Here is a 12,742-nt window from a genome sequence, read left to right on the forward strand (position 1 = left end):
TTTTAAACCTTGTTGTATAAATATTCCTTTAAATGCCTTTCAATGAGCCTTAGCTCATCTTTATCCAAAAGTTCCTTATATATACCGATATTTTTGCTTGAAGCGACAGAGTCATAATTTGAGTATAAACCCTTGTCAATACTCAAAAAATCACATACTTCATCGGAAACAACACTATGTCTTTCAACAAATTCTTCAAATCGAACTATTTTAATAAAATCACTATCTACAGATTCTATCCTTAACATCATTTCCTTATACCAGTCAATATATTCACTGACAGACCGAGCATTTTTATGCTTTTTTAACTCACAATACTGGTCTCTAGGATCTCTAACAACAAGAATAACCTTTCTATTAGGAAAATAATCAGTTGAATTGACTGGATTCCAGCCAGATCCTGCCTGATTAAGTAAAGTGTACTTTTTATCATGAACTCCAAACATTTTCAAATGCAATTCACGAGTTTTTTCAACAAAATCTACTCCAATGGTGGGTAAATACTTATCTTTAGCATAGTCTTTATTTATTATTTTTAGACGGTTATATATTCTCTTAAAGAATGGCGCAGTAAACCATTCCCAGTGGGAGTTATAGGGAAGCGAACTAACAACAAGACTATCAACATATAAGTCAATTAATTTATAATACGCATTGATATTATCCCCATACCCCATTCCAGGATTATATTTGGTGTGTTTACGACCTAGCTTATATGCTATTTTTTTAAATTTAACTATATTTAAATGCGCACTTGGATGACTAAAAAAAAATCCACATGATGCATGAAGTGACATTATCCCGTATGGCACTTGAGGTAAAAGATATTCCTCTCCATTAAGCGGATCGTATGAGTCACTTCTACCAGATAAAAAATCATACACTGCACCTGCGCCAGAGTAAAAAGTTCCTAAAGTTATTACGAATTTTGGAGGAAAATTTTCCTTATCACGCAAATTTAGAGTGAACTTTTTTTTTACAGATTTAGACATATAAGTCTCTTGTTGTTTTTACTTCTCGGCAGCGATTAGACATTAGCATTTTTGCAATATTAAAATCAATCATTTCATCTATGTCTATAGAGCTCTCTCTATTCATTTTATAAGAGTAAATATTATCTTGTATAAAAAAAGTTTTTTCATTCAATATTCTTTCTATCTTACAGAGGTAGATGGCGCCATTTAATCTGTAGTAACTTTCCAAATCTTGACTTCTGCTATTTAACACCTGATTATCCAAAAAATTTGACAAACTTCCACTAGATGGGATTGTATTACACCACAACGGGCTATGATCTACATTACATACACTAACTATCGCATCACATTTTTTTTGCTGTAGCAACTCTATAGACTCATCTATATTTTTAACAGTTCGCAGTGGGGAAGTTGGTTGCAAAAGGACAACATAATCATACCGTTCATCAGCCTTTTGAAAAAATTCTATCGCGTGCAAAACAACACTGATTGAGCTTGCATGGTTTGAGGAAAATTTATCTGGCCGTATAAACGGTACTTTTGCACCGTATTTTTTAGCAACTGTTGAAATTTCATTATCATCTGTTGACACAACTACATTGTCAATATATTTTGATGCTAACGCCGCTTCGATTGTCCAAGAAATTAGTGGTTTTCCCGATAAATTAAGAATATTTTTCTTTGGTATACGCTCACTCCCACCTCTCGCAGGAATAATAGCTAAAACTTTTTTTTTGCCAATCATTATGAAAATTGACTCACATCTCTTTGTGCTTGGTCAAACTGTTCTATTTGCCCAATATCTAGCCAGTATTCATGGACAGGAAACATGTTAATTTTCCCAGAATCTCTTCTTTTTTGTTCCAATAACTGAGGCATATCTAAATAACTTTTCCCATCAACCATATCAAGCATCGAAGGGTTTAATACATAAATACCTGCATTAACAAAAAAACGATGAATAGGCTTTTCTTCAATGGATATAACATACTTTCCGTTAGTTTCAACCACTCCATAAGGCACCTGAAAATCATATTCTCGTACACACATTGTTACATCTTCGCCCTCTTGAAGATGAAATCTCAACAGCTCTTTAAAATCTATCTTAGTTAACAAATCTCCATTCATCATTAATATTGGCAGTCTTGGCAAGTTATCCGGCAATAATCCGAGACTACCGGCAGTACCCAGTGGTTCATCTTCATAAATATATTTAATGCTTACATTCCAATCACTACCATCACCAAAATACTCTCGCACCATTTCAGCTTTGTAATGTGTTGAAATATAAAAATTATAAAATCCTGCATCAATAAACTGATTTATAATATTTTCAAGAATTGGTTTATTCCCTACTTTTAATAGTGGTTTGGGAGTGTTGTTAGTAAGTGGCGCCAATCTTTTTCCAAAACCTCCTGCCATCAAAAAAACTGGATTATTAAATTTTTTCTTCTCTATCAAGTGCTGTAACGTTTCTAGCCCAACAATCCTTCCATCGCTATCAACAATAGGAATTTGCAACAAATCTAACTCTTTCATCTTTGCAAGGATATTGGACTTATCACCACCTGCTAATACCACTATTGGGTTTTTATGCATAATTTCAGTTAATAAGGTATTCATTGGAAGTTGGCTGATTAATCCACGACGAATATCACCATCTGTTATAGAGCCAATCAATCGCTCGTCATCATCCACAACCATCACAATGCGTAACGATTCTTGGTTCAATATCTTAATGGCCACTTCCATTGTATCCTCCACTTTGAGGATTGTCTTTTTCCAATTATGCATAACTAATATCTACGTAATATATTTTAATTTCCATTCCAAATAGGGTTTTTTAATTCCCATTTACCATTAACCTTATTCCATAAATGCGGAGATCTGAATTTTTCAATTGCGTCATGATACTGTTGTATAGTAATATCCATATAATTACAACAATCCTGAATATATTGTTGCGGAAATTCTCCATCAAACCTTTTAATTAACGAAATTCCTTCGTCTCGAGTAATATCACCATTTCTAACTTCCTGCGCAGAATCATAAGTCGCTCTACCAATGCCAAATTTAATTGTTGTTGTATGATAATGCAGCCAGTCGATTTTATCATCCAAAGAGCTATACTTGCTAAAACTCCCCTCTGTTCTATGATCATTTGGCATAAAGTTACTATTCTCAACCGAATAGTAATAAACATCTTGAGGGTGCCATTTTATATAGTAGCCTAAATAATGAACCTCAGTTCCCGTCTTTTCTATCTCATACGGACTCACTGGAAAATAAGCCTCAAGATCAGACAATTTAAACCCAAAATCATCAATCAAGTCTTTTGCAGGAACGCCTCCCAATACCAAATCTTGTATACTTAATTCTGCGCTATAATATTTTTGATCTCTAGTGGGATTTTCATTATCTTCAATAGCATTACCATACTCAGCCTCATTCTCACCAAAAACAACCAATGGGATATCTAATAAAACTGATAATCTAGGGGCAAGATTTTTCTGGCCTAAAATAAAAGGCTGGAATGGATGTCCAAGATTTAGAAAGGAATTCTTTGTCAGAAATCGATGCAGTTTTTTATTTTGATTATAGGTGTAATTAGCAAAACCAGCATCTAGCCATGCATCAAAATTTCTTCTACCAATATCAGTATATAAAGCAGGTGGCCAAGTAATTAGTATTGGATTCATATTGTACTTATACTTCAGAATATGGGCCGCTTGAACGCTATCCTTGCCGCCACTACCTGGCACCACGACATCATATCGACCATCATTGCGTCTAAATCGATTACACAACTCTTCAAGTTCTTTGTGTCTATCTTTCCAATTTATAGACTTTTTCATCTCGGCATAACGACATGCATCACAAATCCCATCTTCACCAAAAGCTAAAGTCTTTTTCTTTTCTTTAGCTGTTTGTTTAAATTCAATAGTTGAAGATGGCCTCTGATTATTCATAGTGCACTTTTTGCAAAACTTCACTTCAAGTGGGAGGCCATATTTTCCAGTTAATTCTTTCATTTATACACCAACTATATTGCTCTTATAATTTAATAAAGTTTGATAATAACCTTATACCTGCTTCACGGCTTTTTTCTGGATGAAATTGAACTCCATAAATGCTTCCTTTATGTATTGCAGAAACAAAACTATGGTTATTGTATTTTGTTAATGCAGTAATATCAGTATAGTTAACCATCTCATACGAGTGCATAAAATAAAACTCCTCATTCTCTACACCATCTAACAAAACATTAGGATTCTTTACATTAATCTTATTAAAGCCTACGTGTGGTATTTTTCCATCACATAAGATCAGCTTTACTTCTGCACTTATCAAGCCCAAACCTTTGGTTTTGCCAAATTCAAACCCCAAGTCTGCCATTATTTGCATGCCAAGACAAATACCTAAGATTGGCTTACTAAATTCTTGTATGGGATTAATAAAATTATCATTCTCCAGTTCTTGCATGCCATCTTTAAAACTACCAACCCCTGGAATTATGAGCTTATCAACCAAACTAAAATCTGATGGTTTATTAATAACTAACGTATTACCGCCAGCCCTCTCAACAGCCTTTTTAATGCTGTGAATATTGCCAGCAATTCCATAATTCACAATTCCAATTATGTTGCTCACTATGACACCACCTCATTATTATTTAGATACTTTTTAATATCATGAATAGTTACCCTATCATAGTGTAGCAAGCTTGCTATCGCCACACCACTAGGGTGCGCCACTTCAATCAATGCTTTAATGTCCTCTAAAGAGCCAGCGCCACTTGACACAACAACGGGAATATTTACCAAGTTCACAACTTTTGACGCCAATTCAATATCAAAGCCTCTACACCTGCCATCTGTATCTACAGATTGCAATAAAACCTCACCAGCCCCTCTTTCCTCTATTTCTTTTACCCAATGTAACACATCTTTTTGGCCTTGAATACGACCACAGTCAGTATAGCACTCCCAATAATTCTCCCACTTTTTAGCCTCTATATTAACAACAATTGCCTGACTTCCAAATATTTTTGCAGCTTTGTCAATAATATCTGGATCCTTTTGAACGACATGTGTATTAATAACAACTTTATCTGCGCCCATATGGAGCATCTTGGAAAAATCATCAATGCTTTTAACGCCACCGCCAGCAGCAAACGGAATAAATAATTTATTTGCCACTTGCTCAATTTCATTAAAAAGAATTTCACGTTGATATAAAGAAGAGACTATGTCAATATAAAACAACTCATCAGCCCCTTGATCATAATATTTCTTCGCTAATTCTGATGGATTTCCCACCTTTCTAAGACCTTCAAAGTGAACTGGTTTAACCACATAGGGTGGCTTTACATCTAATTTTGCAATTATTCTAACTGTCATCTATTCAGCAACCTTAAATTAAGAGTATTTTTTATAAGTCATAAAAAGTTTTTTTAAGAATTCCATTCAAATCAAAATTTTTAATCACTTTTACAACCATTTTACTTGACCCCCCGTCTCCATAAAGATTTTTAGTGTTATCAACTATATTTTGAAAGTCTTCAGAATATGACTTATCAAATGCACTATCAATGCTCTCTTTCGTAGGCAGGCAACTTATAACGCTATCCGCTTTAATACGTCCTTTTTGTCTATCACCTATATCAATAGTTGCAATTTTAAAACTTGGCGCCTCAAGCAAGCCACTAGAACTATTACCCACAACAGCATCCATAAACTGCAAAGCGCTAAGATAATTCAACTGCCCCATTGATGCAAAGGCAATAGTATTATTGTGCTTAGCAACATAGTTATCTATCATACTGTTTATAATCCTCCCATCAGTATCACTATTAGCTTTTGTAAATATTATTTTTGTATTTTTTAACTCACTAATGGAGTCTAATAACGCTTGAAACTGAGTTCCTGACGTGGAGTTTTCAAGAGTAACTGGATGAAATGTAACCAATATATTTTTCTGACCAAGTTCAAAATTAATAATATTTACAAAATCAGATTTAGACAATAATTGTAACTTATTAATATTATCAATCCCTAAGCCGCCCACATTAAAAACTCTGCTTGGACACTCCCCTAATTGAATAATTCTATTTCTATACTCATCGGTAGCAGCAAAGTGTAAATGGCTCATCTTGGTTATTGAATGTCTAATATATTCATCAAATGCACCCTCAGTAGCCTCCCCACCATGTAAATGTGCTACAGGTATTTTTGCAATCATTGCCGCACTCACCGCCGAGAAGATCTCAAAACGGTCACCTAGAACCACCAACAAATCTGGACGTAAGTCGGCAAATGCTTTAGAACATTCAGTTATGCCTATTCCCATAGACTTGCTAATCGCCAATTTACTATCAGACAAAAGCGATATATCTACTTTTTTATCAATCGAAAAACCGTCTTTTTCAATCTGTTGGTAAGTATTGCCAAATTCTTCAAACAAGTGCATGCCAGTTGCAATAATTTGCAAATCTAAAGCGGTATCGGCATCAATTTCCTTCATTAGCCAATAAAGCAATCCGTATTCCGCCCTTGTTCCAGTAACAACGCAGATTTTTCTTTTGGTCATATTAACTCATCTGTATTGTAGTCTTTAGAGGCAACTGTTCCTATAACTTCATCCCATTGCATCGGACTAATGCCACTTCCTGGCCTTTTAGTGGCTATATTTCCATCTGTTAACAAATCGCCTTTTTTAATATTCTGACTGGCAATAATAGATTTTCTTGCAATCTCGATGTTGGCACTCTCGCTTGATGATGGTTTCTTCTTGCTACTACCTAGCGCTTTTTCAATATTCCTAATAGCATTTACCATCGCTTTCAATTCTTTCGGCTCTAATGATGCTTTATGGTCTGGGCCATCCATTGTTTTGTCCAACGTAAAATGCTTTTCTATACATGAGGCGCCCATTGCTACAGCGGCTATATCTACTTCTATACCTAATGTGTGATCACTGTAGCCAACATTGACGTCAAATTCCTTATGTATTGTCAACATTGCATTGAGATTTACATCTTCCATTGGTGTTGGATACATTGTATTTGCGTGTAATACTGTTATATTTTCTTTTAATGATCCTGAATTAATCAAAACATTTAATGCACTTTCAACCTCTTTAAGGCTTGACATACCTGTTGATAGTACAATCTGTTTATTTAATGAGCCAACATGCCTCAAATATGGCAAATTGGTAATTTCACCACTAGCTATTTTGAAAATTTGCATTCCTAAATCACTCAAGAGATTGATACTATCATGATCAAATGGTGTAGATAAAAACATTATGTCTTTCTCTTGGCAATAAGCAATCAATTCCTTATGGGTTTCCATATCAAGCTCAAGCTTTTTTAGCATATCAAACTGAGATTCTGACGCATTGGTAGTTTGCTTTTGATATTCAGCCTTCTGAGTGTTTTTAGCTACTAAATTTTCAGCCTTGAAAGATTGAAATTTAACAGCATTAGCCCCAGAATTGGCGGCTACATCAATTAATTGCTTTGCCAAATCAACTGAACCATTATGGTTAACACCAGCTTCTGCAATAATAAATACACTCATGTCACCAAACTCCCGGCCTTAATAAAGCTATTCTTACCTATTGTGATTGACTCTTTAGTTATCACACCACTACCAATAAAACATCCAGATTGCACTATAACACCGCCATTGATGGTTGCATTTGTAGAAATGTGGCAATGCTTAGATATTTGGCAATCATGCTCAATTAATACTTTCGAATTTATAATACAATTATTGCCTATTGTGGCGCTCGCATTAATTAATGCATTATGCATTATAACAACACCATTGCCAATAGAGGCATGCGAAGATACGTAAGCATTCGGAGAGGCAATGCTAGGTAGTATGAATCCAGCATCGACAGCTAAATCAAATAATTTTATTCTAAGTGATGGTGATTTAATTTGCCCAGTTGTTACTAGGGCATAATTATATTTCTTTACCAAAATAGGCAAGTCAGAATCATTACCAATAATAGGATACCCAAGGACATTGGATCCTAAAAGTTCTGGCTTATCCACTATTCCTGCAATCTTAAATCGGCCCTCTCTCTCAATAACATCAATAACAGATTTACAGTGCCCACCACCCCCAATTAAGATTATCTCTTTCATGGAATCATCACGCTACTAGGAATATTAACAACTCTTTCCTCTAGCCATTCTGAACTAGTTAAATCACCACATTGTGCACTTTCAAACATTGGCAACTTATTCATTAATGTCCAAATTGGGCGAGTCATCACACCCTGTGAATTGGTCTCATTCAAAAAATCATCTCGCTGTTGTTTATTATTAAGAATGATTGAATTAAGCCAATAGTTTGACTTTCCGCCTTTTGGCTCATTAACAAATCTATAATTACTATTATTAAAAAACTTTGCATATATAGTTGCTAATTCATGCTTTCTAAGCAAGAAACTATCAAGATTTTCTAATTGAGCAACCAATAAAGCAGCATTTAAATTTGGCATACGATAATTGTAACCAATCATATCGTGTGTGTAATCCCATTTATGTGGAACTTTTGCAGTTGTGGTTAAATGCTTGGCTTTTTTTGCCAACTCTTCATCATCTGTAATAATGCAACCACCGCCGCCAGCGGTAATAATTTTATTGCCGTTAAAGCTCATTATGCCCATTTGACCATATGTGCCAGTGTGTTTATTTTTATACATACTACCTAGGCTCTCGGCTGCATCTTCTATTAAAACAATATGATATTTATCACAAATATCTTTAATTTCATCTATTCTGCAAGGATGCCCAAATGTGTGCATAGGAATACACGCCTTAATAACCTTACCAGTTTTACTGTTAATGCATTGCTGATTTTTGATCAATGTAAAATTCTCAAGGAATTCTTTTAACGCTGACGGAGATAAACCCATCGTATCCTTATCAACATCAATAAATATTGGTAGTGCGCCACAATAATTAATTGCATTACAAGTGGCAATAAATGTAAGCGGTTGGGTAATTACTTCATCATTTTTCCTAACATTAGCAATCAGTAAAGCGACGTGCAGAGCAGATGTACCATTGCTAGTTGCTATAGCATATTTAGCCCCAGTATATTTAGCAATCTCTTCTTCAAACCTATCTACAAATCTACCTACAGATGATACAAATGTTGAGTCTATGCATTCACTTAAATACCTTTTCTCATTACCGATAAATTTTGGCTCATGTAAAGGTATAGGGCTGTTTGTTTGGTAGAGATTCTGAATAAAATCAATTACACTATCAAACATTGTATATTTCTGATTTATATTTCTTGAGATTATCTGATTTTAAAATCCAATCGATGGTCCTTTGTAAACCTTCCCTAATGCCAACTTGTGACTTAAACCCAGTTAATTTTTTTATTTTAGAGTTGTCACACAAAAGTCGGAAAACTTCTGATTTTTCTGGTCTAATGCGCTGACTATCTACAATAAATTTAACATCACTATCCATTAACTCTTTAATCATATTCAGTGTATCGCCAATACTAATTTCAAAATTAGAACCTATGTTAACTACTTGACCGATAGACTCATCACACTCTGCAAGGGCTATAAATCCACGACAAGTATCATCTACATAATTAAAATCTCTTGTTGGTGTTATATCGCCCAACTTAATTTTTGTTGCACCATTTGCAATCTGTGTAATTATTGTAGGAATAACTGCCCTAGCAGACTGCCTAGGACCATAAGTATTAAATGGCCTTGCAATAGTAACGGGTAGATTGAATGCATTATAAAAACTCATTGCCATTGCATCAGCTGCAATTTTTGTTGCACTGTATGGAGACTGGGGCTGCATTGGATGTTCTTCATCAATTGGTGTATATTGTGCTGTGCCATATACTTCGCTAGTTGAGGTGTGTATCACTCGTATATTACCTTGTTCTTTTGCTGCTTGGCAGATATTTAATGTCCCCTTGATGTTTGTATCTACATAGCTATCTGGAGCAACATAAGAGTAAGGAATAGCTATCAAAGCCGCGAGATGAAAAATAATATCTACATTTTTGGTAATAAATTTACAATAATGAGGATCTCTTATGTCACCAGTTAGTACTTCAACTTTATCCTTGCATTCAATATCCTCAATCCAGCCCCAATTATTAAAAGAATTATATTGAGAAAGTGCTTTGATTTTATAGCCTTTTTTTACAAGCAGCTCAACAAGTCGTGAGCCTATAAAGCCATCTGCCCCAGTAACAAGCGCTATTGACATAACATTACTCCAATAAATAAATAAATTTTACATAGTTAAACTTTATTTACTAAATAATTTTAATAAATAAAGTTTATAAATTCCTAAATGCCTTATCACCAATTAGCTGCGCTATCACACGATTAGCATCAGGGGAGAAATGTCCGCCACCACTGGCTACATAAGCATCATCTATATCAATTTTCTTGTATAAATCCAATGTAAGGTCAATGAAAGATATATCAGAGAACTTTAATGATGCCTTTTCGATAACATTTTGATATTGGAGTACTTGGCCGCTAATACGCTTTTTTGCAACACCTTTATCAGCAAGCAATACAAACATAGGGCTAAAATTATATTTACCGCTAAGATTGTTAAACCTATTCATTAAAGCATAAAACAATTCACTTTCATCAGCCCAAATTTGAAGGCTATAGTTTTGAGCTTTATTCCCAAATATGTTAAAACGGTTATTTTTAAAGTACTGATAATTACCATCCCACTTAGTCAGTATTTTTTTCTGCCTGTACAAATATTTTATCTCACCCTTGTTTTTAACAGGGTTGGGTAAAAAAGATAGCTTGCCATTATCGTCAATATATGCTCGCGGCTTTACCCCAAAAATATTTCCTTTTTCCAGCCAGTGTTTATAAATACTAACAGTTCTGGCCATTGTTGCAACGCAAACAATAATACATACAAAACTAGTTCTATCATTTTCTATACATCTTTCCAAACGCAATAAAGACTGATCTAAGCCATAATTTCCAACACCATAATTAGCACAATAGGTGTCATAAGTGTCGCCGAGTTGCCATGCAATGGTTTCATTATCACAAACCTCTCTACTCATTGCAAAAGAGTCACCATAAATTGAAAAGGTATTATTTTTTGTATTTTTAGATCGCGACGTAATGCGTGATCCAATTTTATCAATTGTCCAGAAAGGGGGGTCGCCTTTCAACACCCCCTTAGACACAGAGTCTTTTTTTTGCATTCCTGGTTTTGGACACCAGCCCAACTCAGCATCCCAAGTAGAAAACCTAGTAAGTTTATTGGAAGATACCTTGGGAAAATATCTAATATACCTAATGCCTTTCATGATCTTTTTAAATTTAAAGATAATGCTATCTATTAATTTAGTCATTTAATCTGAATTTATATTGTCACAATATATATAGAATGTATTTCTTCCTACTGGTACACAAGTTACGTTTCTTTTTAATATGCCATTTTCATGCATGCATGAAAAATAATTAGTCAGCTCCAAGGTGTTATCAATAATAAATTTTTTCCTTAAAGAGTGTCTCTCGTGTTTTTTTACTTTATTAAAAATAAAGTAGTCTTTTAATTTCCTAGTACTTGTGTAAAAGAATTTATTGAATTGATACCTATTATTAGAAATCTCCACACTATTCAAGTCAAAAAAAGATTTTGTTTGTACAGCTTCTAGAGAGCTCACTATGTCATTTAATGGTATTTTATCAGCAAGATAACCATCAAGATTCATCATAGACGGGTGAAATTCTGCTGGTGAAAATATACCATCCAGCAACTCATCTACATTAAAGGCAACTTTTGCAATTTTATCCACACTATTTAGTTTATATTGTGAGACTGAATTTGGTGTATATGCAATAGTGTTTTTTTTCATAAATACCGCCTCTAATCCTGTAGTGCAGCAGTTGTGTATAACAGCTTTACTTGCAAGGATCCATGGTGCAACATCATAATCAGAACTTACTATAATATTATTATAATCAGAAAAATATTCTTGAATTTTATCTATAGACTCAGATGGGTGTGGCCGAAACACAACCTTAACACCTCTTAAGCTAATTTCTTTTGCGACTTTTACAAATTCTTTAAATAAAAACTCAACTATTTTAAAATTCTCTTCATAAATCTTAGTGTTCTCGCTTTTTTCGAGAAAGCCTGTTATTGTAAACATTTGTTTCACATGCTTCCTGTTTGTATAATATGCAAAATTACTTGACATTAATACAAATTCACCTAAATCTCTCTTTATATCATCTGACAACTTATCATAATATCCATAATATCTATTCTTCCATAAATGTAATCTAGGATTTCCAACTGCAATAAATTTATCTTTCAGCTTTGGGTGTAGATTTAGCAGGTGATCGGCTTGCTTATCTCCCCATAAAAGATGCCTATCTGGAAGTTTGATGGCATCAGACGGCATATCTACGCCTATATACTCATCCAAACTTCCAACAAGAACCCCTTCTTCTTCCATATTTACTATTTTATAACCACTGCTTATAAGGTCACTGAGTATGGTTACACTATTAGACCTTGCGCTTTTCCTTACAATAGTTGCTCTAGGTATTATTTTTCCTATAGATTTTATAGTGGCCCTCTCACCAATAAAAACATGATTTCCTCTTTCTGCAAGGAGTGCAGCTACTGTTAAGCGGGAAAGCAATTCTCTTTTCTTTATCTCAACATCAAAATAGAATACTGGTCTTTCTTGATTTTTATCCATCATAAT

At 34.3% G+C, this 12,742-nt stretch carries 13 protein-coding genes; all 13 read right to left on the bottom strand.

Annotation, left to right across the window (positions count from 1 at the left end; all coding sequences use genetic code 11):
- Positions 1-2 precede the first annotated feature (2 nt).
- Positions 3-992, bottom strand: a complete 990-nt coding sequence (locus SP60_RS02300; RefSeq protein ID WP_053951102.1) for a sulfotransferase family protein — start codon at positions 990-992, stop codon at positions 3-5.
- Positions 985-1,722 carry an acylneuraminate cytidylyltransferase family protein gene (locus SP60_RS02305; protein ID WP_053951103.1) on the bottom strand — a complete coding sequence of 246 codons (738 nt, stop codon included), beginning with the start codon at positions 1,720-1,722 and terminating at the stop codon, positions 985-987. The genes SP60_RS02300 and SP60_RS02305 overlap by 8 nt, the downstream gene beginning before the upstream one ends.
- Positions 1,722-2,771 carry a nucleotidyltransferase family protein gene (locus tag SP60_RS02310; RefSeq protein ID WP_053951104.1) on the bottom strand — a complete coding sequence of 350 codons (1,050 nt, stop codon included), beginning with the start codon at positions 2,769-2,771 and terminating at the stop codon, positions 1,722-1,724. Before SP60_RS02310 ends, SP60_RS02305 begins: the two co-directional genes overlap by 1 nt.
- Before the next feature lie 23 nt (positions 2,772-2,794).
- Positions 2,795-4,009: an N-acetyl sugar amidotransferase gene (locus tag SP60_RS02315; RefSeq protein WP_053951105.1), complete on the bottom strand. Its 1,215-nt coding sequence runs from the start codon at positions 4,007-4,009 to the stop codon at positions 2,795-2,797.
- A gap of 22 nt (positions 4,010-4,031) precedes the next feature.
- Positions 4,032-4,628: an imidazole glycerol phosphate synthase subunit HisH gene (gene hisH, locus SP60_RS02320; protein ID WP_082319623.1), complete on the bottom strand. Its 597-nt coding sequence runs from the start codon at positions 4,626-4,628 to the stop codon at positions 4,032-4,034.
- Positions 4,628-5,377, bottom strand: coding sequence for an imidazole glycerol phosphate synthase subunit HisF (hisF, locus tag SP60_RS02325; RefSeq protein WP_053951106.1), 750 nt, complete (start codon positions 5,375-5,377; stop codon positions 4,628-4,630). Before hisF ends, hisH begins: the two co-directional genes overlap by 1 nt.
- Positions 5,378-5,408: 31 nt before the next feature.
- Entirely contained in the window at positions 5,409-6,566 is a 1,158-nt protein-coding gene (gene neuC / locus SP60_RS02330; RefSeq protein WP_082319624.1) for a UDP-N-acetylglucosamine 2-epimerase, read from the bottom strand.
- The gene (gene neuB / locus SP60_RS02335; RefSeq protein ID WP_053951107.1) at positions 6,563-7,558 is read right to left on the bottom strand and encodes an N-acetylneuraminate synthase; all 996 of its coding nucleotides are present in this window, start codon (positions 7,556-7,558) and stop codon (positions 6,563-6,565) included. The genes neuC and neuB overlap by 4 nt, the downstream gene beginning before the upstream one ends.
- Positions 7,555-8,133: an acetyltransferase gene (locus SP60_RS02340; RefSeq protein ID WP_053951108.1), complete on the bottom strand. Its 579-nt coding sequence runs from the start codon at positions 8,131-8,133 to the stop codon at positions 7,555-7,557. Before SP60_RS02340 ends, neuB begins: the two co-directional genes overlap by 4 nt.
- On the bottom strand, positions 8,130-9,272 hold the full coding sequence (locus tag SP60_RS02345; protein WP_053951109.1) for a LegC family aminotransferase: 1,143 nt from the start codon (positions 9,270-9,272) through the stop codon (positions 8,130-8,132). Before SP60_RS02345 ends, SP60_RS02340 begins: the two co-directional genes overlap by 4 nt.
- The gene (locus tag SP60_RS02350; RefSeq protein ID WP_053951110.1) at positions 9,265-10,245 is read right to left on the bottom strand and encodes an NAD-dependent 4,6-dehydratase LegB; all 981 of its coding nucleotides are present in this window, start codon (positions 10,243-10,245) and stop codon (positions 9,265-9,267) included. Before SP60_RS02350 ends, SP60_RS02345 begins: the two co-directional genes overlap by 8 nt.
- Positions 10,246-10,318: 73 nt before the next feature.
- Positions 10,319-11,374 carry a hypothetical protein gene (locus SP60_RS02355; RefSeq protein ID WP_053951111.1) on the bottom strand — a complete coding sequence of 352 codons (1,056 nt, stop codon included), beginning with the start codon at positions 11,372-11,374 and terminating at the stop codon, positions 10,319-10,321.
- Positions 11,375-12,739 (bottom strand): surface carbohydrate biosynthesis protein, encoded by a 1,365-nt coding sequence (locus SP60_RS02360; RefSeq protein WP_053951112.1) that lies wholly within the window; start codon positions 12,737-12,739, stop codon positions 11,375-11,377.
- Between the last annotated feature and the right edge of the window lie 3 nt (positions 12,740-12,742).

Origin of the sequence: Candidatus Thioglobus autotrophicus (assembly GCF_001293165.1) — a bacterium.
Taxonomy (GTDB): domain Bacteria; phylum Pseudomonadota; class Gammaproteobacteria; order PS1; family Pseudothioglobaceae; genus Thioglobus_A; species Thioglobus_A autotrophicus.